This is a genomic window from Nocardia violaceofusca NBRC 14427, from assembly GCF_963869435.1.
GTDB classification, from domain to species: domain Bacteria; phylum Actinomycetota; class Actinomycetes; order Mycobacteriales; family Mycobacteriaceae; genus Nocardia; species Nocardia aobensis.
This window is the reverse complement of sequence record NZ_CAWMPM010000030.1, coordinates 1-23,449: the sequence shown is the minus strand read 5'-3', so window position 1 is coordinate 23,449 and position 23,449 is coordinate 1. Positions and strand designations below refer to the sequence as shown.

The window sequence follows — 23,449 nt, the reverse complement described above, 5'->3', positions numbered from 1 at the left end:
CGCAGCCGACCAGGAATTCCGCACCGAAGTGCGGGAATGGCTGGCCGAGAATCTGAACGGACAGTTCCGCGAGCTGCGCGGGCTCGGCGGGCCCGGAAGCGAGCACGAAGCCTTCGACGAGCGGCTGGAATGGGACCGCCACCTCGCCGCGGCGGGGCTGACCTGCCTGGGCTGGCCGGTCGAGTACGGCGGCCGGGCGGCGACCCTGCGCCAGCAGGTGATCTTCCACGAGGAATACGCGAGTGCGAACGCCCCGGCGCGCGTCTCACACCTGGGGGAGGAGCTGCTCGGCCCGACCCTGCTCGCCTTCGGCACCGAGGAGCAGAAACAGCGCTTCCTGCCCGGCATCCGCTCGGTCACCGAACTATGGTGTCAGGGATATTCCGAGCCCGGGGCCGGTTCGGACCTGGCGAACGTGTCGACCAGCGCGCGGCTCGACGGTGACGAATGGTCGATCAACGGCCAGAAGATCTGGACCTCGCTGGCGCATCTGTCGGACTGGTGCTTCGTCATCGCCCGCACCGAACCCGGCTCGACCCGCCACCACGGCCTGTCCTATCTGCTGGTGCCGATGAAACAGCCCGGTATCGAGGTGCGCCCGATCATCCAGCTCACCGGAACCGCCGAATTCAACGAGGTGTTCTTCGACAACGCCCGCACCGCCGCCGACCTGGTGGTGGGCGAGCCAGGTGAAGGCTGGCGGGTCGCCATGGGCACCCTGACCTTCGAGCGCGGCATCTCCACCGTCGGCCAGCAGATCCGCTTCGCGCGCGAACTGTCGAATCTGGAAGCGGTGGCGAAAGCCAATGGCGCGCTGGAGGACCCGTCGCTGGCCGAGCGCATCGACCAGGCCTGGGTGGGATTGCGCGTCCTGCGCGCCCACGCCCTGCGGACCCTGGAATCGGCGCATCAGAACGTCGACGCCCGCACCGCCGCGGGCCAGGCCTCGGTCTCGAAGTTGTTGTGGGCCAACTGGCATCGCGGCCTCGGCGACCTGGCCATGGACGTGCTGGGCGCCGAAGGCCTGGTCGCCCGGCCTCCGGTCGGCGGCACCGGATCCGCCCTCGATCCGCATCCCGCGGACGACCTGAACCAATGGCAGCGCCTCTATCTGTTCACCCGCGCCGACACGATCTACGGCGGCTCGAACGAGGTGCAGCGCAACATCATCTCCGAACGCGTGCTCGGCCTGCCCCGGGAAGCCCGCTGACCACTCCGCCCGGCCGGACAGCCGGCCGGAAACCATTGGCCGAAGCCGATATTCGGTCGTAAGGAAGGACCTACAAGTGCCTGATCTCTCGGTTCCGCCCCAGCCGGTCTCCGGTCACGGGCTGCTCGCCGGCCGGGTCGCCGTGATCACCGCCGCCGCCGGTACGGGTATCGGATCGGCCACCGCGCGCCGCATGCTCGACGAGGGCGCCGACGTGGTGGTCTCCGACTGGCACGAACGCCGGCTGAAGCAGACCGAGGAGGAGCTGGCCGCGGAATTCCCGCAGCGCAAGGTCGCCTCGGTGGTCTGCGATGTGACCAGCACCGAACAGGTCGACGAACTGATCCGGTCCGCGGCGCAGCGGCTGGGTCGCATCGACATCATGGTCAACAACGCCGGCCTGGGCGGTGAGACACCGGTCGTCGACATGACCGACGAACAGTGGGACCGCGTCCTCGACATCACCTTGAACGGCACCTTCCGCTGCACCCGCGCCGCGCTGAAGTACTTCCGCACCGCCGGGCACGGCGGCGTGATCGTCAACAACGCCAGCGTGCTCGGCTGGCGGGCGCAGCACGGCCAGGCCCACTACGCCGCCGCCAAGGCCGGTGTCATGGCATTGACCCGCTGCAGTGCCGTGGAGGCCGCGGAACTGGGCGTGCGGATCAACGCCGTCGCGCCGAGCATCGCCCGCCACCCGTTCCTGGACAAGGTGAGCTCCACCGAACTGCTCGACCGGCTGGCCGCGGGCGAGGCGTTCGGCCGGGCCGCCGAGCCGTGGGAGGTCGCGGCCACCATCGCGATGCTCGCCAGCGACTACACCTCCTATATGACGGGCGAAGTCGTCTCGGTGAGCAGCCAGCGCGCTTGAGTTTTTGGCCTCCGCTCCGCTCCGGCGGGGTTTCGGCCCCTTGGGCCGAAACCCATGTGGGCGCACCGACCTCTCGGGGTTGTCCTTGGTGGGGTCGGTGCGGAAATTGGGTGGCGCCACCTGCCCCTAGCTGTGCGATCCTGAAAACGTCCGGTTCCCACAGTTCGAAGGGACCACGACCCATGGGTCTGGACGGTCGACAGGAAGACAACGACGTACTGGAACTCGAGTTGATCCGCGAGGTGGTGCTCGCGCGGCGGCGGCAGGACGAGATCGTGCTCGCCGCTCTCACCCTCGGCGCCGAATTGCTCGATCACGCCGGTGCGCGCGCGACCGCGACGCGTGCCGCGCAGATCCTGCGCGAGCACGAGGTGGACGAGGCCGAGGTGGCGCGTGATCCGCGTGCCGCTCTGCGTGCGGATATGGCCCGCGATCGGCGCCGGGTGCGGCGCATCGGCGCCGGCTGCGGCCCGGGGGAGGCCGATCCCGGCGGGGAGCGGCGGCGGCAGCAGACCGCCCTGCTGTGCGAGGTGCGCGCCGATCTGCTGGAGGTGGTGCGGCGCTGCCGCCGGTTCCGATTCGATCGCCTCGCCTTCGCCGACGGCATCGATCGGGGGCTGGCCGCGGCCACCGGCAAATTGGAGGGCGCCGCCGACCGCGACACCTATCTGGCGTGGCGGCGCGGCATCGTGCTCAAACTCAGCGAGATTCCGGAACCCGGCGGCCCACCGCGGGCGATGGCGACCGTGGACGCGGGACCCGGCCGGGGACCGCTGCTCGTGGAATGGGACAGCTGTGAGCGGCGGCTCGCGCTGGTGGCCCGGATGAAACGGGCCGGAATCCCGCCGCCCGAGATCTGCGATCGGTTGCTCGCCGATCTGTCGATGTCCTCGCCGCTGCGCTATTCCATTCGGTGAGCCACCACCATGGACCAAGCAAATGCTTGGTTGTATTATGGCCGAGTGACCGCATCCGAGGCCTCCAAATCCGCACGCCGCAACGAGTTGCTCGGCCTGGCCGCCGGCCTGTTCGCCGAGCGCGGCCTGCGTGCGACCACGGTCCGCGATATCGCCGATGCGGCGGGGATTCTATCCGGCAGTCTCTACCACCACTTCGACTCGAAAGAGGCGATGGTGGACGAGATCCTGCGCGGCTTCCTCGACGATCTGTTCGGCCGCTACCGCGAGATCGTCGCCTCCAACCTCTCGCCGCGAGCCACCCTCGAGGCGCTGGTCATCGCGTCCTGTGAATCGTTCGACCGCTGGCATTCGGCGGTCGCGATCTATCAGGCCGAGGCCAAAAGGCTCAGTGACACACCGCGTTTCGACTACATCGCGGAATACAACCGGGAATTCCGTGAGCTGTGGCGCAATGTGCTCACCGAGGGCGTGCGCGACGGCAGCTTCCGTCCCGAACTCGATGTCGAACTCGCCTTCCGCTTCCTGCGCGACACCGTGTGGGTGGCGGTGCGCTGGTATCAGCCCGGCGGCCGCATCACCGCGGACACCCTCGCCAAGCAGTATCTGACCATCGTGCTCGATGGGCTCACCAACCCCGAGAACCGTTCCGGCGCAGTCCATTCCGGAGCATCGCAATCCGGCGCCGAATCCGGCACATCCGAATAGGAGCGTTACATGTCCACACCGTCCGATCGCCGCCGGTACGCACCGGTGCGCGAGGCCTACGTCATCGATGCCGTGCGGACGCCGATCGGTAAGCGCGGCGGTGCGCTGGCCGGGGTGCATCCCGCCGATCTCGGCGCGGCGGCACTGCAGGGCTTGCTGGGCCGCAACGCCATCGACCCCGGCAATGTCGACGATGTGATCTTCGGCTGTGTCGACGCCATCGGCCCGCAGGCCGGCAACATCGCCCGGACAGCCTGGCTGGCGGCCGGATATCCGGAGGAGGTCCCCGGTACCACGGTGGACCGCCAGTGCGGATCTAGCCAGCAGGCGATCAATTTCGGCGCGCAGGCCATCATGAGCGGCACCGCCGAGGTGATCGTCGCCGGTGGCGTGCAGAACATGAGCGCGATCCCGATCTCGGCCGCCATGCTGGCCGGTAAGGAATACGGTTTCGAGTCGCCGTTCGTCGGCGCCAAGGGCTGGGACCACCGCTACGGCACCGGTGAGGTCTCGCAGTTCAACGGCGCGCAGCTGATCGCCGAGAAGTGGGACATCAGCCGGGAAGATATGGAGCGCTGGGCACTTCGCAGCCACGAGCGCGCCCGCAAGGCCATCGCCGAGGGCGCCTTCGATCGCGAGATCGTGCCGGTCGGCGACTTCTGGATCGACGAGGGACCGCGCGAGACCAGCCTGGAGAAGATGGCGGGACTCAAGCCGCTCAGCGAGGGCAGCCGCCTGACCGCCGCGGTCGCCAGCCAGATCTCCGACGGCGCCAGCGCCACCCTGCTGGCCTCCGACTGGGCCGTCGCCGAATACGGCCTGAAGCCGCGCGCCCGCATCCACCACGTCAGCGCCCGCGGCGCCGATCCGATCTACATGCTCACCGCGCCGATCCCGGCGACCAAGTGGGCGTTGGAGCAGACCGGGCTGACCATCGACGATATCGACGTCGTCGAGATCAACGAGGCCTTCGCCTCGGTGGTGCTGGCCTGGTTGAAGGAGACCGGCGCGAACCCCGACAAGGTGAACGTGCACGGCGGCGCGATCGCCCTCGGACATCCGCTCGGTGCCACCGGCGCGAAGCTGTTCGCCACCCTGCTCAACGAGCTCGAGCGCGTGAACGGCCGCTACGGCCTGCTCACCATCTGCGAGGGCGGCGGCACGGCCAACGTCACCATCATCGAGCGAATCTTCTGAGCCGCTTCGTCTTTCGGGCGAAACCGGTCCGGTGAAACGGAAGAGGCCCCGCGTACCGCGGGGCCTCTTCGCATAGGTCCGCGCGGACTCAGATCACCGGGTCCAGCGAGTTGCCCGGAGCGATGGCGCCGCAGTTGGCCGGCGCCGGCCGGCCCGCGAACCGGTCGTTGAGCCACAGCAGGGCCTCCGGCAGCCACGCGATGGTCGAGGGGGTGTGGCTGAGCAGGTCGTACTGCCGGTACAGGATCGCGGAGTTCCCGGTATCGCAGTACTGCCGGGCCAGGCTGCGGACATCGCCGGCGACCATCACGCCGTCACCCGGCCCGGACACCGGCTTACCGTTGTCGGTCCCTTCCAGCACGCCGTTGGCGCCCTGCCCGATGAGCATCGGAATCGTCGGCGTCGGCGCCAGTCCGAGGTCGACCTTGCGCACCGCCTCGACGAACGGCGCCACGCTGTTGGGATCGGCGTACTCCGGTTTGACCATCTGCGCCCAGGTCAGGCCCGGGTACTGGAACAGCACATTGGCGATGGACGCGTATTGCATCTTGTTCAGGATCTCGGCACCGAACGGGCTCATATAGGGCGAGAAGTCGATGTCGTAGGAGCGGCCGATGCCGATCACCGCCATCGCCGCCACTCCGGCCCAGCCGAAGCTGCCGTCGATGTAGCGCAGGTTGCGCGCGGGGTTGACCAGAACGCCACCCTCCGCCGCCCCGACCAGCTGCCGGTCGACGTCCGGGGCGTAGACCGGCGCCAGGGCCGCGGCCCAGTTGGTGGCGATCGCGCCGCCGGAATATCCGAACAGCGCGACGCGGGCCTGCTCGTTCAGCCCGATCTGCGCCGAGTGGGTGGCCGCCCGGATCGAGTCCAGGGTGTTCATCCCGTATTCGGGACCGGCGGCGAAATCGGCCGCCTGGCCCTCGGTGTCGGCGACGATGATCGTGTAGCCCTGGGCCAGCAGGGGCGCGACCAGCTGACCTTCCACATTGTTCACCGCCCCGCCGAAGGACACATTGCCCGCCACCGACCGCGACGGCCCGTCCTCGGGATTCAGCGAATCGTAGAAGGACTGGTAGGCAACGGCTTTCGCGGGATCGACGCCGGTCGGCGGCAGGAGTACGGAGGTGACGTTCACGGCCGGGCGCTGCTGGGCGTCGGTCGTGCGGTACTGCAACTGCACCGCCGTGACGGGCGTCGGGATGCCGGCGAAGTGGTACGGCATCGTGCGGGTCTGCAACACGGTTCCCGGGGCGATCGAGGACAGCGGCGCCGCGCCCGTGTACTCGTAGAACGAATCGGATGCCGCACGCGCACTCGGTGCGAGACCGGTCGCGGAGCCGACAAGCAATGACATGGCCGCGACGGCGGTCGCGATCTGCAGGACTGCGCGTCCTCGTTTCACCAGGAGTCCCCTTCTACCAAACCGGACACCGTCGTCCGGTTACGCGTTGGTAGTGTGAACCCAATCACCCTCGCACGTCAATACGGCCGAAATCAACTGTGTGGTGTCGGAAATCGACCGCTGTCAATGGGGGTGTTCCTGTCGCGATTCCTGTGGCTCAACCGCTGCGACGTACCTGCTTCATGAAAGCTGTTGCAGAGCAGCGATTCTCGGGCGTCACTGGCGAATTGCCGGCCGCCCATCCGGCCGTTGAATTTTGGGTGTGAAGTGAAACCGCATCGTCTCGAATATTGGGCCGCAGTGCGTGGGCGCCCTTTCTTGTATAGCTGCGCGCTATCGCGTCTCGCGGTGTCCGGCCCGCCCGCGCCGTCCGGGGTACCGCCGTCCCGCCTGGTCCGGAAGTCGCCCCCGGTTGCGATCGGCGTGAAGCTGACATCCGCCTATTGACACCGAAAGTGCTGTCGGACACACTTGCGGCACGAAGTTGACATGACTGTCACGTCATAAATAGTTCAGGAGGCAACGGTGCCCGAAGTTCCCGAGATGCGCGCGCTGGGCCGGAAGGTCAGCAATTGGGGTCGGTGGGGGACCGACGACGAGCGCGGAACCACGAATCTGATCACGCCGGAGCGGGTGGTGGCCGCCGCGGCGCTGATTCGCACCGGTGAGACCTTCAAACTCGGTATCCCGCTCGACGGGGACGGTCCGCAGCCCGGTGGTGCGCGCATCAATCCGATCCGGTTGATGTCGGAGAACGGCCAGGAACAGGTGCTTCCCGGCGGTTTCAAATGGGCCGACGATTTCGTCTTCATGCCGCTGCAGGCCGGTTCCCAGTACGACTCGCTGGCGCACGTGCACTACGACGACGAGCTGTACAACGGCCACCCCGGCTCCGGAGTGACGGTCAAGGGCGCCGACAAATGCGGTATCCACACCCAGTCCGGCGGTATCGCCGGGCGCGGCGTGCTGCTGGACGTGGCTCGTCATCGCGGCGTGGACTGGCTCGAGGCCGGAACCGCGATCGGCCCCGACGAACTCGACGCCGTCGCGGCCGCGCAGGGCGTGGATGTCGGCGCCGGTGACATCCTGTTGATCCGCACGGGCTGGCGCAAGAAATTCCTCACCGACGGTGATCCGCACGGCTTCATGGCCGGTGAGCCGGGTCTGAGCCTGGCGTGCGCGACCTGGCTGCGCGACAAGGACGTCGCCGTCGTCGGCTCCGACAACTGGGCGGTCGAGGTGATGCCCGGCGAACATCCGGGAACCGCGTTCGAACTGCATATGGTGCTCATCCGCGATATGGGCCTGACCCTCGCGGAAATGCTCGACTTCGAGGATCTGGCGCAGGCCTGCGCGGGCGACGGGCGCTGGGACTTCTTCTACGCCGGGCCGCCCCTGCAGTTCACGCGCGGCGTCGGCTCACCGATCAACCCGCTCGCGATCCGGTGAGAAGGGCGCACCTGCCATGGATTTCGAATCGGCAAGGAGTTCGGACAGATGCTGATCGGTGACATCGTCGAATACGGGGCGCGTAAACATCCCGATCGGATCGCGGTGCGCTTCGAGCAGGAGGTGATCGATTACCGGCAATTGCGTGACGGCTGCCGCCGCCTCGCGAACGCGCTGCTCAGCGTGGCCGAGCCGGGTGACCGGGTGGCGATCCTGTCGGCGAACTGCCCGCAGTATCTGGAGTGCTACTACGGCGTACCGATGGCGGGAATGGCGTTGACGATCCTCAACTTCCGGTTGCACGAGGATCAGCTCGTCGGCCTGATCGAGCATTCCGGTGCTCGGGTGCTGATCGTCGCCGCGGAATTCGCCGACCTGGTGGACCGCATCCGTGACCGGATCCCGTCGGTGACCACGGTGGTGTCGATCGGCGCCGCACCGGGCACGCTCGGATGGGACGAGTTCGTCGGCGCGGCGTCGGCCGCGGCGCCTGTCTACCGTCCCGATCCCGACGATGTGGCGTGGCTGGTCTACACCAGCGGGACGACCGGCACGCCGAAGGGCGTCATGGTCTCGCATCGCAATCTGCTCGCGGGCGTGACCTCTTCGGCTCTGCAGTGGACCGTCGCCGAGGACACGGTATTCCTGTTCTGCTTCCCGCTGTGCCACGTCGGCGGGTACGTGGTGCTGGTCAATCACCTGATCGGCGCCACCGTGGGCATCCTGCGCGCCTACGACAACGCGACCTTCCTGCGGCTGGTCGACGAATGGCAGGTGACCCAGACCGGCCTGGCTCCCACGATGATCAACTTCCTGCTGCAGGATCCGGCGTTGGAGCGACATTCGCTGAAGACGCTGCGGGCGATCGGCTACGGCTCCTCCGCCATTCCGTCCGCGGTGCTGCGTGCGGGTCTGGAGCGGTTCGGCTGCGATTTCTACCAGGGCATGGGGATGACCGAACTCGCCGGCAACGTCCTGCATCTGGACGAACAGGCGCACCGGCGGGCGGCGCGCGGGGAGACCCATCTGCTCGCCTCGGCGGGAAAACCGATGCGGCTGGCGGATATTCGCATCGTCGACGAGGATTTCGCCGATGTCGCGCGGGGGCAGATCGGCGAGATGGTGGTGCGCGCGGATCAGGTGACCGTCGGCTACTGGAACGATCCCCGGGCCACCGCGGAGTCGTTCACCGACGGCTGGTTCCGCACCGGCGATATGGTCCGCCAGGACGAGGAGGGCTTCGTCTACATCGTCGATCGGAAGAAGGATCTGATCATCAGCGGCGGTGAGAATGTCGCCTCGCTGACGGTCGAACAGGCGCTGTACCGGAACCCGCAGGTCGCCGAGGCCGCCGCGATCGGCGTCCGGGACGACACCTGGGGCGAGGTGGTGTGCGCGGTGGTCGTCCTGCGCGACGGGACGACCGCCACGGCCGACGACATCATCGCCGGTTGTCGCGAACACCTGGGCGGGTTCCAGGTGCCGCGGCGAGTGGAATTCGTCGACGCGCTCCCCAAGAACGTCACCGGCAAAATTCTCAAACGCGATCTCCGCGAACAGTTCTCCTGATCCGTGCCGGACCCGGCGGTCCGGTGGTGACGCTGATACGTCGCCACCGGGCCGCCGCTTTGCGTTTCCCGACGACGCTGGATTCCCATGGTCGTACCGACACGGCCGATCGCCGCCGTGGTGCGATTACCTCAGGTGGCGCGGATTCGCGATCCGCAGGCGGGCCAGGACCGCGGCGGAGATCGCCCGGCGCACGGCCTCGTCGGTATACGACACCGCGCCGGAGCGCAGCCGCGCGGCCAGATCCGCCTCGGACTCGCAGCCCAGCGCCGCCAGATGACCGCGCACCGCGTCGGTGGCGGCGGGGCCGGCGGCCGATTCGCGCGCGGCTATGCCGAGCAGATTCGCGCAGACCCGAAGGAGGTAGCGCGCGCGTGATTGCTCCGCCGGGAGTGCGGGCCCGATCTCCGCGGTGAGCGTTTCGGCGACCAGTTCCATGATTTCGGCCGGGTGCGGCCGATCGTGCACGGTCGCAGGCGTTTCCGAGGGCGAAGGAGTCGGCACGGTGTCGTCGAGCAGGTCCAGGACGGTGAGCAGATCGTATTCCGATTCGCAGACCCGGCGCCCGATCGCGGCGAGTTCGAGCGAGCGTTCGTCCCCACTGAGATGCCGCTGCGCCTGAAAGCGGCTGAGCACCAGCCATTTCAGCGTGCCGAAGGCTTCCCACCAGTGCAGTTCCGCCGCGGTGGGCCGGTAGCCCGCGGACCGTTCGTAACCGTCCAGGAGTTGCTGCCGGCTGCCCAGCCCGCCCACCGGCGCCTCGGCGCCGAACCGCCAGGCTCGCACACACAACCAGCCCAGATCCTCGATCGGATTGCCGAGATGGGCCAGCTCCCAGTCCAGCACCGCGCGCACGCCGTCCGGCCGGATCAGAAAGTTTCCCAGCCGGAAGTCGCCGTGCACCAACGCCTTCGGGCGTTCGTCGGGCCGATGTTCGCGCAGCCAGCGCAGTCCGGCCTCGACCGCCGGCCGCGGATCGTCCAGGTCGCGATAGATCTGCTCGAGGGCGTCGAGCGGATCGTGATCGTCGAGGATGTCCAGGGTGTCCAACGGGGTGCGGTGGATCAGCCCCAGGACGTAGCCGAGATCGCCGGCCAGCCGGTCGCGTACCGCGGCGAAGGCCGGATCCCGTTGCAGTTTCCGGGGAATCGACTCGCCGTCGACACGCTCCATCAGCAGATACGGGGCGTCGATCCCGGGCGCGGTCGCCCCGTCCGCGAGGACGGCGGGCACCGACACTCCGGCGGCACCGGCCGCCCGCAGACAGACCGCCTCGGCGTGCATACGCGCCGAATCGCCGTGGCCGGGCGGGTCCCGCCGCAGCACGGCCCGCACCGCGGCGCCGGTGCCGTCGCGGGCCTCGACCGCGTACACCTGCCGGCTCGCGCCCCCGGTGAACTGCCGCAACGCGACATCGGTGATCGAGGTGCCGAGGGAGTCCGCCAGTACCGCACGAACCCCCTCGGTGAGCGTAACCGATTCGGCGGCAGCCGATTCCGTGCTCACAGCCACGGCGCCGCGTCGGGGGAGCGCAGCAACCGGCGCGCGGTCGACATGCGATGGACCTCGTCGGGGCCGTCGTAGACGCGGGCGTAGCGGGCCTGCCGGTACATCCGCTCCAGCGGGGTGTCGGCGGTCAGCCCGAGGGCCCCGTGTACCTGGATGGCACGATCGATCACATCGTGCAACATCCGCGCACCCCAGAATTTGATCAACCCGACCCGCACCCGATAGTCCTCACCGGCATCCATGGCGCGAGCGGCGTCGAGCGTCATCAGCCGGGCCGCGTGGATCTCGGCCGCGGATTCGGCGATGTACCGGTGGATTTCGCCTTTCTCGGCGAGTAGCGATCCGTGCACGTACCGGGTATTCGCCCGCTCGCACATCAGCTCGTAGGCGCGCTGGGCCTGGCCGAGCCAGCGCATGCAGTGGAAGATCCGGCCGGGACCGAGGCGGTCCTGTGCCACCACGAAACCCTGGCCGCGTTCGCCCAGCAGGTTCGCCGCCGGCACCCGCACATCGGTGAGCCGCACCTCGTAGTGATCGCTCGGATCGTGGCCCATGGTCGGGATGGAGCGGACGATCTCGAAGCCCGGGGTGTCGGTCGGCACGATGATCGCGCTGATCCGGGAGTGCCGCGGCACCGATTCGGGTTCGGTCCGGGCGAAGACGGTGCAGTACGCCGCCTGGGCGGCGCCGGTGGTGAACCACTTGTGCCCGTTGATGACCCACATGTCGGCGTCCAGTTCGGCGGCGGTGGCGATCAAGGTGGGGTCGGATCCGGCGACCTCGGGTTCGGTGAGGCCGACCGAGGGCAGGATGTCACCGGACACCATCGGCGGAATCCAGCGCGCCCGCTGCTCCTCGGTGCCGTGCCGGTACAACATGAGCGTGTCCTGCATGGAAACCGAACCGACGGCCAGCATGCCGAATTCGGAGCGGCCGATGATCTCGTTCAGATAGACGAAGTCGAGGAACGGCACACCGCCGCCGCCGAGTTCGGCCGGATGGCCCAGCGCCCAGAGTCCGAGTTCCTTCGCTCGATCCTTCAAGCGGGCGAGGGTGGCGTGTGCGGTGTCGTCCTCGCGGGCCAGCGCCGACTCCGCGGGAACGACCTCGGTATCGATGAATGCGCGCATCCGTGCGGACAATTCGGCGATCTCGCCCTCCGGGCGGTTGAGCGACGTCATCGGTAACCTCCGCTCGCCGCCGACACCTCGCGCAGCGGCTGCGTCGCCGCCGAGTCGACGTATTCGTCGATCCTGGTGATGTGCCCGTCCCGGACACGCACGAACAGGCTCGCGGGAACCTCCAGCTCGCCGTGGCCGGGCAGATGGCCGCGCACGACATGCTGCTGAGCGAAGCCGTCCGGCAGCACATAACGCCGAATATCCTCGTACCGCAGGTTTTCCACGGTGCGCGACAGCCAGCGCAGTACCCGCAGATTGTCCGCGACGGTCTCCTCGGCGTTCGTGTCGTTGTGCCAGATCCGGGCCTCGGGCGCGTAGAGCGCGGTCAGGGCCGCGGTATCGCCCGCGCTGACCGCGGCGAAGAAGCGGTCGGCCAGTTCATCCATGCGAAGGACCTCCGGGTAATTCTCGTGCGACTCAGTGTGATGCCGCATTCCTGGGCCGCAGGCGACCGCCCGCGGCGAGCAGATTGCTGTCGACCGGCTTGCCGAGCAGGCGTGAGATGAGCCGGGCGGCGTCGAGCGCCCGGTCGATGTCGATGCCGGTCTCGATGCCGCCGTCGGAGAACAGATAGACCAATTCCTCGGTCGCGATATTGCCGCTCGCGCCGGGGGCGAACGGGCATCCGCCGAGACCGCCTGCGGCGGAGTCGAATCGGCGCACACCGTGTTCGTAGGCGGCCCAAGCGTTGGCGAGCCCCTGTCCACGCGTGTCGTGCAGATGGATGCCGAGTTCGGTATCGGGCGCCGCCGCCCGCACCCGGTCGATCACGTCGGCGGTCCGGACCGGTGAGGCGGTGCCCACCGTGTCGGCGACGGCGAGCGAATCGGCGCCGCAAGCCACGGCCCGCGCGGCGATCTCGGCCACCCGCTGCGGCGGGGTGCGGCCGTCGAACGGGCAGTCGAAGGCGATGGCGACGATCACCTCCAGCCGGCCGCCGGCCGCATGCACCTGCTCGGCGATGGGCTCGATCAGCGCGACCGATTCGGCGCTGTCACGTCCCACATTGGCCCGGCTGTGCCCGTCCGATGCCGAGACGACGTATTCGAGCCGATGCACACCCGCGGCGAGGGCGCGCCCCACCCCGCCGAGACCGGCGACCAGGGCGGAGAACTCCACGCCGGGCCACCGATATAGTTGCGCGGCAACGGCTTCGGCGTCGGCGAGCGCCGGGATGGCGCGCGGTGAGACGAACGAGGTGGCCTCGATCCGGCGCACTCCGGTGGCGACGAGCGCGTCGATGAAGGCGAGTTTGGCTTCGGTGGGAATCGGCTCCTCGATCTGCAGGCCGTCGCGCGGTCCCACCTCGCGGATGTCGACGGCGGTCATCCGATCGTGCCTTCGCCGCGCAATCCGGCCAGCCGGTCGGAGTCGTATCCGAGCAGCTCACCCAGTACCTCGTCGGTATGCGTGCCGGGCCGGCTCGGACCACCCCAGCGCACGCCACCGGCGGTGGCGCTGAGCCGCGGCACGACGCCGACACCCTTGACCGGGACGGGATCGTATCCGGCGTCGTCGCGTCCGACGGACGGATCGACGTGGTCGACGAAGATGCCGCGCGCGGTGAACTGCGGATCCGCCATCACCTCGGCGACGGTGTTCACCGGGCCCGCGACCACGCCGTGCCGATTCAGCAGATCGATCAGATCGGCGGCGGTGAAATCGCCGGCCCATGCCGCGATCATCTCGTCGAGTTCGTCCTGCCGTTCACCCCGCGCGGAATGGGTGGAATACCGTGGGTCGGAAGCGAGTTCGGGCCGGCCCATCGCGGTGACCAGCCGCCCGAAGACGGTGTCCTGGTTGGCCGCGATGATCACCCACAGCCCGTCCTTGGCCTTGTACAGATTCGACGGCGCCACCCGGTCCAGCCGGGTGCCCGAGGGCTGGCGCACATGTCCGGTCTTGTGGAAATCCGGGACCGTGGACTCCTGGATCGCCAGCGACGCCTCGGTCAGCGCCGCGTCGACCACCTGCCCGCGCCCGGTCCGCTCCCGCACCAGCAGCGCGGCGAGCACACCCTGGAAGGCGAACAGCCCGGCCAGGCTGTCGCCCAGCGACAACGCCATCCGCGGCGGCGCCTGTCCCGGGAATCCGTTGAGGTGGCGCAGCCCGCTGATGCCCTCGGCCACCGACGCGTAACCCGCCCGGGACGCGTACGGCCCGGTCTGCCCGTAGCCGGAGACGCGGGCCAGCACCAGCCCCGGATTCAGCTCGCTGAGCACGTCGTAGCCGATACCCCAGCGCTCCAGCGTGCCGGGCCGGAAACTCTCCACCACGACATCGGCCGTGCGAGCCAATTCCAGGAAGATGTCGCGTCCCGCCGGGACGCGCAGATCGAGACTCACACACCGCTTGTTGCGGGCGTGCACGGTCCAGAAGTACTGGTGGCCGCCGCCGGCCGCCTGACCCCAATCACGAAGCGGGTCGGGACGATCCGGCGCTTCGATCTTGATGACGTCGGCCCCCATGTCACCGAGCAGGCGTCCGCAGTACGGCCCCGCGATCAGCGTCCCCAGCTCGAGCACCCGGAAGCCGTCGAGCGGTCCGGCCGCCCCGCGCGCGGCCGCAGCTTCGCTGTCGTGCGTTTCGGGATGTGCGGTGGTCGGTGGGTCCGTTCTCATACTGCCTCCTGAGATGTGTCCCCGGACGGATGCGTTATTTCTCGTCCGGGTCGAGCCCGAGTGCGCCGACCGACATCTGGTCGAGGGTTTCCAGCAACGCCTGCTCATCGGCGTCCTCGCCCTGGATCAGCCACAGGTACAGCGTGTGGTCGACCATCGCGGACATGGCCCGGGCGGCCAGTTCCGGATCCAGCGACGCGCGGACCATCCCGTCGCGCTGCCAGCGGGCGATCGCCTGCGCGGTGCGATCGATGAGCCGGCGCCGATGTTCGTGGCGCAGCTGCCGGAACTCTTCGTTGAAGGTCGCGACCTGCTCCACGATCGCCATCATCCGGGCGTTGCGCCGGTAGGCCGCGTAATAGGACCGGTTGGCCGCGATGAGCCGGGCGGCCGGCGAGAGCTGCGCGGGCGCGGGTTCGCGGCGGTGCATATCTTCGAACAACCGCGTGCTCAGCTCGCCGAACACATGGTCCTTGGATTCGAAGTAGCGGTAGAAGGTGCCGTAGGAGACGCCTGCCTCCTCGCTGATCTGTTCCACTCGCGTATCGAGGAATCCGACGGTCTCGAACACCTTGCGCGCCGCGTCCAGCAATGCGTCGCGTGTCTTGCGCCCCCGCGGCGTCAGATTGTCGACGGGGGTGGGCGCGCTATTGACAGATGACTTCGGCACGGCTCAAACTATCCACGAACATGACATGACTGTCAAGTCAGTTCAGTTGGGAGAATCCCAGCTCACAGTAATGGTGCGGACCCGTCACGGAGGTCGAATCGGCACCACAGCGGAAGGACTGCAATGAGCGCCGCCAACCCGAAATACGAACTACGCGGAATCAACCATCTGGCCCTCGTGTGCTCCGATATGCGCCGGACGATCGAGTTCTACTCCGGCACGCTGGGCATGCCGTTGGTCAAGACCATCGAACTGCCGCACAACCTCGGCCAGCACTTCTTCTTCGACTGCGGGGGCGGCAACACCATCGCCTTCTTCTGGCTCGCCGACGCACCCGACGCCACCCCCGGACTGGCCGCGCCCAAGGGACTTCCGGACGATGGGGAGTTGGTCAGCGGCGTGGGCTCGATGAACCACGTGGCCTTCGCCGTGCCGCCGGAACGATTCGACGACTACTACCAGCGGGTGCAGGCCGAGGGCATCAAGGTCAGCCGGGTCCTCAATCACGACGACAGCCCCGCGGGAGTTTCCCGGGATGTGCACCCCGGAACCTTCGTGCGGTCGTTCTACTTCCAGGACCCGGACGGGGTGCTGCTCGAATTCGCCTGCTGGACCCGGACTTTCACCGAGGCCGACGTATCGCACGAGCCGAAGACCGCTGCCGACCGCCGCGCCGCCGCCGAACTCTGATCACCCACCAGTCGCGAAACCGCCCTACCGAGAGGTTCGAAGCATGCCCCGCCTGCGTGAAGTTCCGCGCGCCGAAGTCACCGACGAGCGAATCCTGTTCTACTACGACCGGCTGTTCGGGCCCGACCGCGATCCGGCCGTCGACCACGGCACCGTCCACGCCACCCCCGGCGACTGGTGGACCGTCTTCGCGCAGTCACCCGAGGTGTTCCGGCACGCGGTCCGGGGATTCGCCGTCTACCGCAACTCACGCCTGGATCCGCTGCTGCGCGAACTGGGGCAGTGCCGCGCCGGATACGCGCGCGGCAGTCAGTTCGTGTTCTCCCAGCACTGTAAGCAGATGCGTTCGCTGGGCGCTCCCGAGGAGAAGATCGCGGCCATCCCGTCCTGGCAGGTCAGCGACTGTTTCTCCGAACTCGAACGCGCGATTCTCGCCTACACCGACTGCCTGGTCCACGACGGTGGCCGGGTGCCCGACGAAGTGTTCGCGGTGCTGCGAGCCAACCTCAGCGATCCGGAAATCCTGGAACTGACCTACATCACGGCGTTGTACGACATGCACGCCACCATATGCCGCGCCCTGCGGCTGGAATTCGACGATCGCCCGGAACCCGTTGCGGAGGTCCGAATTCCGGAGGGCGTGGAGGTCCGCGACCTGTCGGCCGATCTGTCGGGGGAGTAGCCGGAAACCGCACAGGCCGCCCCGCCGGTTGTCGGCGAGGCGGCCTGTGTCGTTGCGACCGAACCTTTTTCGGTTACGCGGACGCGCCGGGGGTCGCCGCGGCGCCGTCTCTGAGCGCGGCGATCGTGTCGATCCGCGCGACCGCATCGTCGATGATGCGGTCGATGAGCTCTTGCACGGTGGGCAGATCGTCGATGATTCCGGTGACCTGTCCCGCGGCCAGCACGCCGGCCTGCGTATTGCCCTCGACCAGACCGGCCTTGAGCAGCATCGGCGTATTGGCGGCCATGATCACCTGAGACCAGGTGAGGTCCTTGGCCTTTCGCATCGCCAGACCGTCGCGGACCATGGTGGACCACTTCATACCGGTCATCGATTTGAACTTCGCGGCATTGGCGACCGCGGCGGACAGTCCGCGCCAGCTGCCCGAATGTTCCAGCCGGTCCACCAGATCGGTGTTGAGCACCCGATGCGGCATGCCGTCCACCTTCAGCGAGACGACGGTGTCCTGCAGCCCACGGCGCAGATACTCCTGTTTCACCTCGTCGGGCACGCTGCTGTCCTGCGTGAGCAGGAAGCGGGTGCCCATCGCCACGCCCGCGGCACCGTAGGCCAGGGCGGCCGCCAGTCCGCGGCCGTCGAAGAAGCCGCCGGCGGCGACCACCGGAATGTCGACCGCGTCGAGTACCGAGGGCAACAGCAGCGTGGTGGCCACCGGGCCGGTGTGCCCGCCGCCCTCGCCGCCCTGCACGATCACCGCGTCGGCGCCCCACGAGGCCACCTTCACCGCATGCTTGGCGGCGCCGATGGACGGCACCACCACCACACCGGCGTCCTTGAGCCGCGCGATGAGCTCCTTCTTCGGCGCCAGCGCGAACGAGGCGACCCGGACCTTCTCGCGGATCAGCAGTTCGATCCGTTCGGCGGCGTCGGAGGCGTCGGCGCGGATGTTCACACCGAACGGCTTGTCGGTGTGCGCCTTGGTCTTCGCGATGGCCGCCTCGAGTTCGGCGTAGGTCATCGTGGCCGAGGCCAGAATGCCGAGGCCGCCGGCCTGGGAGGTCGCCGCCACCAAGCGCGGCCCGGCCACCCAGCCCATTCCGGTCTGCACGATCGGATGCTCGATGCCGACCAGTTCGGTCAGCGGAGTCCGCAGCCGGCTCATGATGCCACTTCCTTTTCCCGGATTCCCTTGGGATCCAGCACCGTCCGGATGATCCGCAGCTCCTCGTCGGTGGGCGTGCGGGTCACCTCGGCGCTGTCCAGTCCGGCCACCTCGAACGCGGTGTTCTCGGCGACCTCGTCGGCGCTCACGCCCGGATGCAGCGACAGCGCCCGCAGGGTGTGGCCGGGCCCGCCGAAGTCGAACACGCCCAGATTGCTGATCACCCGATGCAGGTGGTGGAACCGGTACGCCGGATTCTCCGGATCGATCTTGTCGTAACCGATTCCGCACACGATGTCGACGGTCTCGCAGAACACGCGCGTGCTGTGCTTGGGCACGAAATAGCTGGTCGCGTGGTTGATGGTGTTGCCCGGCGCGCCGCGCACACCGAACATCTGCCGCTTCGGCTGCTGCAGCGCGCCGAAGGCGGACAGATTCTGGTTGCCGTAGCGGTCGATCTGGTTGGCGCCCATGACGACATGGCGCCGCCCGGAAGCCACGACGTCGAACACCTTGCCGAACGGAATCCAGCCCTCGGTGGGAGCCTTGGCGCCCAGCGCGGGGGTATCGGCCAGCAACAGCGACTCGCCGTCGGAGATCAGCAGATCCGGTTCGAAGGTCAGCCGCGCCAGCCGCGCCCCGATGGTGGGGGTCGGCGACATCGGGCTGGCCATGATCTCGCCCGCACCCCGGAAGATCTCGGCGCAGGCGACCGCGCACACCTCGGCGCGGGTCACGGTTGTGGTCTCGCTCATCGGCGCTCCTCCTCGGCAGCGAATTCGGCCACCGCGGAACGGTATTCGTCCTCGGTGACGTCCAGATAGCGCGCCTTGAAGGCCGCCCAGGTCTCGGGATCCTTGGCCGCCTCGACGTAGTGGCGCTGGAACTTCTCGTCGCGGCCGTAGCTGCCGGAGAAGGTGAAATGCGCGCCGTCCGGCGCCTCCACGACGCCGTCGACCATCATGCGATTGAGGATGATCGCCTGGTTCGGAACGGCCTTCACCAGTTCCTCGGTCTCGACCAGCCGATCCACCGACAGGAACCGCCGCTCGGCGGCCAGGCAGTACAGATCGTCCATGTACGGGTCGACGCCGGTGTAGGCGGCGTTGCCGTGCTTGTCGCCGATGTCGAGGTGGACGAACGCGGCGTCCAGGGCGAGTGCCGGCATCGCGACCAGGGTCTCGACGCGGCCGTCGGCATCCGGATACGGGGACTGCACCGTGCGCAGTTCACCGTCCCAGAAATTCAGCACGTCCGAGCCCAGTCCGGCGCGGGTGGGCAGGAACGGCAGCCGGGCCGCGGCCGCCTGCAGGCCGGACTTGACCATGCCCTCGTCCATTTCGCGGGAGATCAGCTCGCCACCGGTGCGGGCCTTGGCGAACCAGGGATCGTAGAACGGCGCCGAATCGAGGGAGACGAATCCGTAGTAGGCCTTGCGCACCTTGCCCGCCGAACACAGCAGGCCCAGATCCGGCCCGCCGTAGGTCACGACGGTCAGATCGGTGACGTCCGAGCGCAGCAGCGCCCGCACGAACGCCATCGGCTTACGCCGCGAACCCCAGCCGCCGAGGCCGATGGTCATCCCGCTGCGCAGCTGGGAAACCGCGTCCTCCAACGACATCCGCTTGTCGCGCATGCTATTTCGCCTCCTGCTGTGTCTTGCGGGACACCCGCACCCGGTCGGCCCGATGCGCGGGCTGCGCATTGTGGCTCATCGTGCCTCCTTCTTGGCAGCCAGATCCTCGTCGAACCGCGCCCGGATCTCATCGGCCACACCGGCGAGATTCAGCTCGAAGGTGAAGCCCTGTTCGAAGCGGTAGCTGCGGTGCACGTCCTGCAGGTCGATACCGTTGAGCGCGCGCTTCGCGGCCCGGATGACCCGTCCGTCCTTGGTGGCGATGTTCTTCGCGACTTCCATCGCGGCGGAATCGAGTTCGGCTCGCGGTACCACCTTGTGCACCGAGCCGAAGTGGTGCAGCTGCTGCGCGGTCACGGTGGAGGCGGTGTAGAACAGCGTGCGCATCATGTGCTGGGGGACCAGCCGGGCCAGGTGGGTGGCCGCGCCCAGGGCGCCGCGCTCGACCTCGGGCAGCCCGAAGGTGGCGTCGTCGGAGGCGACGATGACGTCGGCGTTGCCCACCAGGCCGATGCCGCCGCCGAGGCAGAAGCCGTTCACCGCCGCGATCACCGGCACCGGGCACTCGTAGACCGCGCCGAAGGCGTCGTAACAGCCGTGATTGGCGTCGATGAGCGTCTGATGGCCCGGGTTGCGCTGGATCTCCTTGATGTCGACCCCGGCATTGAAGCCGCGGCCCTCGGCGCGCAGCACGACGACCTTGGTCTCCGGGTCGCGCCCGGCCTCGCGAATCGCATCGGCCACGCCGAACCAGCCCGCGGTGGGCAGTGCGTTGACCGGCGGATAGTCGATCGTGACGACCTCGATACCCGAGGTCTCGGTGTGACGGTTGATCCCCATCGCATGTCCATTCGTTGGCAAAACAAGCAAGTGCTTGGTAGGTTAGCACGGTGGCAATCGAAGTGGACCTGTCCGGATCGGTAGTTCTCGTGACGGGCGGGGTCAGAGGCGTAGGCGCCGGCATCAGCCGGGTGTATCTGGACGCCGGCGCGACGGTGGTGGTGTGTGCCCGCCGCCCCGGCGAGGTGGCGATCGAGAGTTCCGGGCGCACCGCCGAATTTCTGCCGTGCGATGTGCGCGACGGCGAGGCGGTGACCGGGCTGATCGAGACGATCGTGCAGCGGCACGGCCGGATCGACCATGTGGTGAACAATGCCGGTGGGGCGCCGTTCGCCCCCGCCGCCACCGCCTCCCGCAACTTCCACGCCAAGATCGTGGAGCTGAATCTGCTGGCCCCGCTGCTGGTTTCGCAGGCGGCCAATGCCGTGATGCAGCAGCAGCCCGAGGGCGGTTCGATCGTGATGGTCTCGAGTGTGAGCGGCCACCGGCCCTCGCCCGGCACCGCCGCCTACGGTGCGGCCAAGGCCGGCCTGGACAGTCTGGTGTCCTCGCTGGCGATCGAGTGGGCGCCGAAGGTGCGGGTCAATTCGGTGATCGTCGGAATGGTCGGCACCGAATCCAGTCATCTGCACTACGGCGACGACGCCGGGATCGCCGCCGTCGAGGCGACCGTGCCACTGGGTCGGCTGGCGACCCCCGAGGACATCGGCCGGGTCGCGGTCTTCCTGTCCTCGCCGCTGGCCGGCTACGTCAACGGCGGATCGCTCATCGTGCACGGCGGCGGGGAACGTCCCGCATTCCTGGACGCGGCGACCGTCAACGACGCCGAGCCCGCCGCGCGTTAGCCGTTGTCGCGCGCGATCACCGATCACAGCGAAAACCCTTACCGCACCGAGGAAATGAGAGCAGCAGATATGACCGACAACTCCGAGCTGATCTGTGCAGGACGCACCGTGATCGTCACCGGCGCCGGCCGCGGTATCGGCCGGGCCCACGCCTTGGCCTTCGCCGCGGCGGGCGCCAACGTGGTGGTCAACGATCTGGGTGCGGAACTGGACGGCGCGCCCAGCGTCGATTCGCCTGCCGCCCAGGTGGTCGAGGAGATCGTGCAGGCCGGGGGCCGGGCCGTCGTCAACGGTGACGACGTCGCGGACTGGGCCGGTGCGAAGCGGCTGATCGCCCAGGCCGTGGAGACCTTCGGCGGACTGGACGTGGTCGTGAACAACGCCGGGATCGTGCGCGACCGGATGCTGGTCAACCTGGCCGAGGACGAGTGGGATGCCGTGATCCGCGTCCACCTCAAGGGCCACTTCGCCACCATGCGGCATGCCATCGAGTACTGGCGTGCGGAATCCAAGGCCGGTCGTGCCCGCGACGCCCGCATCATCAACACCAGCTCCGGTGCCGGTCTGCAGGGCAGCGTCGGCCAGGGCAACTACGCGGCGGCCAAGGCCGGTATCGCGGCTCTGACCATCACCGCCGCAGCGGAATTCGGGCGCTACGGGGTCACCGTCAACGCCATCGCCCCCTCCGCGCGCACCCGAATGACCGAAACCGTCTTCGCCGACATGATGGCCCGCCCCGATGACGGTTTCGACGCGATGGCGCCGGAAAACGTCTCCCCCCTGGTGGTGTGGCTGGGCAGCCCGGACTCGGCGGGTGTCACCGGCCGCATGTTCGAGGTCGAAGGCGGGAAGGTGGCGTTGGCCGACGGCTGGCGCCACGGTGTCGCCGAGGACCGCGGAGCGCGCTGGCAGCCGTCCGAATTGGGACCGGTGGTACGCGAGTTGATCGCCAAGGCAACCGATCCCGAGCCGGTCTACGGAGCCTGAGCACCGCAACCCGCACAGCAACGATCCGCGCCGGTGAGATCGCGCTCCGCCGCCTCCTTCCCGCGGCCGCGATCCGCCGGCGTCGCTGTATCCAATACCCCTGTGCCAGTAGGGATGACGTCGGTTTTTCGACTTTCCGGCAGTGCGTGGGCGCGGTCACCGCGGCGTCCGGTTTCAATCCCCGTGGCCCCCGGGGTGATCGGGCTCACATGATCTCGCTGCGCGAGCAAACTGCCGGCAGTTAAGATGGGCCGCATTCGTTCGGTCCCGGAGAGGTTGTAGCGACCGGGGAGAAATCTGCGCTGAGAAGTTGAGGGAAGGCAAGCGCATGACCATGGGTCGCATCGCGCGCGTTGTCGCGGTGGCCGGATTGATCGGCAGTTGCGGGGTCCTCGGCCCCCTGGTGGCCAACGCACAACCAGCCGGCCCCGCGCCGTCCGGCCCCGTCGGCGCCCCCCTGCCGGGCACGCAATCCCGTCAGCAGAACCCCGCGGTTTCCCCGCAGCAGGTCATCGCGGTTTCGCGACCGACAGGTCCAGGTGTCGCGGCGCAACAGGGACCAACCGCGCCGGAACCGGGGGCAGCGGGATCTCCGACCGACGACGACCGGTACGACGGCGACCTGGCCATCCCCGGACGTGCTACCAGCTCTTCCACCAGCTCCTCGACGCAGGCGCCGGCGCAGGTGTCCGGACCGGCCGGGCCGCCGATCACGCCGACGCCGGTCGTCGGCGAGGGATTTGCCGGATTGGCGAGCATTCTCGGGTCCGGTTCGGCGGCGGTGGGATCGGCGGCCGCCGGTTCGGCGGCGTCCGGCTCGGCACTGACCGGCTCCGCGCTCGGCGGGACCGGTTCCGCCGCAACGGGTTCGGTTGGAGCAGCGACCGGGTCGGCGTTGGCCGGGGCCGGTTCCGCGGCTGCGGGCACCGGATCCGCTGCCGCCGCAACGGGTTCCGCCGCTACCGGATCGGCGCTGGCCACCACCGGTTCCGCGGCGGCGGGCGTCGGCTCGCTGCTCGCCGGGATTCTCGGAACGGGTTCGGCGGCAACGGGTTCCGCGCTAGCCGGGCTGGCCGGTACGGGTTCCGTCGCGACGGGTTCCGCCTTGGCCGCTCTGCTCGGCACCGGGTCCGCGGTCACCGGATCCGCCGCGGTCGGCTCCGCGGCCGCGATGTCGCCGCTGCTGCTTCTGCTTCTGCTGCAACCGGTTCCGCCGCCTGCGGCCCCGGCCGCACCGCCGTTGGCCATTCCGCCGGTACCCGCGGTTCCGGGTGCTCCGGTTGTCGCCGCCGCACCC

General features: G+C 68.6%; 23 protein-coding genes. 12 read left to right on the top strand and 11 right to left on the bottom strand.

Going from position 1 to position 23,449, the window contains the following annotated elements; translation table 11 throughout:
* Window positions 1–28 precede the first annotated feature (28 nt).
* From AC5592_RS23815 to AC5592_RS23795, 5 genes are all read left to right on the top strand, one after another.
* Window positions 29–1,210: an acyl-CoA dehydrogenase family protein gene (locus tag AC5592_RS23815; RefSeq protein ID WP_036497619.1), complete on the top strand. Its 1,182-nt coding sequence runs from the start codon at window positions 29–31 to the stop codon at window positions 1,208–1,210.
* A 76-nt stretch (window positions 1,211–1,286) separates the two neighbouring features.
* Complete coding sequence (locus AC5592_RS23810; RefSeq protein ID WP_063065468.1) at window positions 1,287–2,081, top strand: SDR family oxidoreductase; 795 nt, start codon at window positions 1,287–1,289, stop codon at window positions 2,079–2,081.
* A 182-nt stretch (window positions 2,082–2,263) separates the two neighbouring features.
* A complete protein-coding gene (locus tag AC5592_RS23805) occupies window positions 2,264–2,998 on the top strand; it encodes a hypothetical protein (protein ID WP_036497603.1) in 735 nt (244 codons plus the stop codon).
* 45 nt (window positions 2,999–3,043) lie between these two features.
* Window positions 3,044–3,706 (top strand): TetR/AcrR family transcriptional regulator, encoded by a 663-nt coding sequence (locus AC5592_RS23800; protein ID WP_036497604.1) that lies wholly within the window; start codon window positions 3,044–3,046, stop codon window positions 3,704–3,706.
* 45 nt (window positions 3,707–3,751) lie between these two features.
* On the top strand, window positions 3,752–4,903 hold the full coding sequence (locus tag AC5592_RS23795; protein WP_063065507.1) for an acetyl-CoA C-acetyltransferase: 1,152 nt from the start codon (window positions 3,752–3,754) through the stop codon (window positions 4,901–4,903).
* Window positions 4,904–4,991: 88 nt separating this feature from the next.
* On the opposite strand, the gene AC5592_RS23790 is transcribed toward AC5592_RS23795, so the two are convergent.
* Window positions 4,992–6,308: a lipase family protein gene (locus tag AC5592_RS23790; protein WP_371507436.1), complete on the bottom strand. Its 1,317-nt coding sequence runs from the start codon at window positions 6,306–6,308 to the stop codon at window positions 4,992–4,994.
* Between the two features lie 543 nt (window positions 6,309–6,851).
* Here AC5592_RS23790 and AC5592_RS23785 point away from each other — a divergent pair.
* Both AC5592_RS23785 and AC5592_RS23780 read left to right on the top strand, forming a co-directional pair.
* Window positions 6,852–7,757 carry a cyclase family protein gene (locus AC5592_RS23785; RefSeq protein WP_063065466.1) on the top strand — a complete coding sequence of 302 codons (906 nt, stop codon included), beginning with the start codon at window positions 6,852–6,854 and terminating at the stop codon, window positions 7,755–7,757.
* A gap of 48 nt (window positions 7,758–7,805) precedes the next feature.
* Entirely contained in the window at window positions 7,806–9,326 is a 1,521-nt protein-coding gene (locus tag AC5592_RS23780; RefSeq protein ID WP_063065465.1) for a long-chain-fatty-acid--CoA ligase, read from the top strand.
* 126 nt (window positions 9,327–9,452) lie between these two features.
* Here AC5592_RS23780 and AC5592_RS23775 read toward each other — a convergent pair whose 3' ends face one another.
* From AC5592_RS23775 to AC5592_RS23750, 6 genes are read right to left on the bottom strand one after another with little or no spacing between them, the layout of a single operon-like run.
* A complete protein-coding gene (locus AC5592_RS23775) occupies window positions 9,453–10,832 on the bottom strand; it encodes a phosphotransferase family protein (RefSeq protein ID WP_371507434.1) in 1,380 nt (459 codons plus the stop codon).
* Window positions 10,829–12,016: an acyl-CoA dehydrogenase family protein gene (locus AC5592_RS23770; protein WP_198163925.1), complete on the bottom strand. Its 1,188-nt coding sequence runs from the start codon at window positions 12,014–12,016 to the stop codon at window positions 10,829–10,831. Before AC5592_RS23770 ends, AC5592_RS23775 begins: the two co-directional genes overlap by 4 nt.
* Window positions 12,013–12,402, bottom strand: coding sequence for a nuclear transport factor 2 family protein (locus AC5592_RS23765; protein WP_036497613.1), 390 nt, complete (start codon window positions 12,400–12,402; stop codon window positions 12,013–12,015). Before AC5592_RS23765 ends, AC5592_RS23770 begins: the two co-directional genes overlap by 4 nt.
* A gap of 31 nt (window positions 12,403–12,433) precedes the next feature.
* Window positions 12,434–13,345, bottom strand: a complete 912-nt coding sequence (locus AC5592_RS23760; RefSeq protein ID WP_036497614.1) for a hydroxymethylglutaryl-CoA lyase — start codon at window positions 13,343–13,345, stop codon at window positions 12,434–12,436.
* The gene (locus tag AC5592_RS23755) at window positions 13,342–14,637 is read right to left on the bottom strand and encodes a CaiB/BaiF CoA transferase family protein (protein WP_083870560.1); all 1,296 of its coding nucleotides are present in this window, start codon (window positions 14,635–14,637) and stop codon (window positions 13,342–13,344) included. The genes AC5592_RS23760 and AC5592_RS23755 overlap by 4 nt, the downstream gene beginning before the upstream one ends.
* Before the next feature lie 34 nt (window positions 14,638–14,671).
* Window positions 14,672–15,307, bottom strand: coding sequence for a TetR/AcrR family transcriptional regulator (locus AC5592_RS23750; RefSeq protein WP_036497616.1), 636 nt, complete (start codon window positions 15,305–15,307; stop codon window positions 14,672–14,674).
* Window positions 15,308–15,430: 123 nt separating this feature from the next.
* Between AC5592_RS23750 and AC5592_RS23745 the strand changes: the two genes are divergently transcribed.
* Together AC5592_RS23745 and AC5592_RS23740 are read left to right on the top strand one after the other, a co-directional pair.
* A complete protein-coding gene (locus AC5592_RS23745; protein WP_036497627.1) occupies window positions 15,431–15,997 on the top strand; it encodes a VOC family protein in 567 nt (188 codons plus the stop codon).
* Window positions 15,998–16,040: 43 nt separating this feature from the next.
* Entirely contained in the window at window positions 16,041–16,679 is a 639-nt protein-coding gene (locus AC5592_RS23740) for a carboxymuconolactone decarboxylase family protein (protein ID WP_036497629.1), read from the top strand.
* Between the two features lie 73 nt (window positions 16,680–16,752).
* On the opposite strand, the gene AC5592_RS23735 is transcribed toward AC5592_RS23740, so the two are convergent.
* From AC5592_RS23735 to AC5592_RS23720, 4 genes are all read right to left on the bottom strand, one after another.
* The gene (locus AC5592_RS23735) at window positions 16,753–17,844 is read right to left on the bottom strand and encodes an NAD(P)H-dependent flavin oxidoreductase (RefSeq protein ID WP_036497630.1); all 1,092 of its coding nucleotides are present in this window, start codon (window positions 17,842–17,844) and stop codon (window positions 16,753–16,755) included.
* On the bottom strand, window positions 17,841–18,599 hold the full coding sequence (locus AC5592_RS23730) for a CoA-transferase subunit beta (protein WP_036497631.1): 759 nt from the start codon (window positions 18,597–18,599) through the stop codon (window positions 17,841–17,843). The genes AC5592_RS23735 and AC5592_RS23730 overlap by 4 nt, the downstream gene beginning before the upstream one ends.
* On the bottom strand, window positions 18,596–19,480 hold the full coding sequence (locus AC5592_RS23725; protein WP_036497632.1) for a CoA transferase subunit A: 885 nt from the start codon (window positions 19,478–19,480) through the stop codon (window positions 18,596–18,598). Before AC5592_RS23725 ends, AC5592_RS23730 begins: the two co-directional genes overlap by 4 nt.
* Window positions 19,481–19,555: 75 nt before the next feature.
* On the bottom strand, window positions 19,556–20,320 hold the full coding sequence (locus AC5592_RS23720; protein WP_063065463.1) for an enoyl-CoA hydratase family protein: 765 nt from the start codon (window positions 20,318–20,320) through the stop codon (window positions 19,556–19,558).
* Window positions 20,321–20,370: 50 nt separating this feature from the next.
* On the opposite strand from AC5592_RS23720, the gene AC5592_RS23715 reads away from it, so the two are divergent.
* From AC5592_RS23715 to AC5592_RS23705, 3 genes are all read left to right on the top strand, one after another.
* Window positions 20,371–21,165, top strand: coding sequence for an SDR family oxidoreductase (locus tag AC5592_RS23715; RefSeq protein ID WP_371507432.1), 795 nt, complete (start codon window positions 20,371–20,373; stop codon window positions 21,163–21,165).
* Window positions 21,166–21,234: 69 nt separating this feature from the next.
* Window positions 21,235–22,152: an SDR family oxidoreductase gene (locus AC5592_RS23710; RefSeq protein WP_063065462.1), complete on the top strand. Its 918-nt coding sequence runs from the start codon at window positions 21,235–21,237 to the stop codon at window positions 22,150–22,152.
* A gap of 328 nt (window positions 22,153–22,480) precedes the next feature.
* On the top strand, window positions 22,481–23,449 hold a 969-nt coding region (locus AC5592_RS23705), incomplete at its 3' end, for a hypothetical protein (protein WP_371507431.1).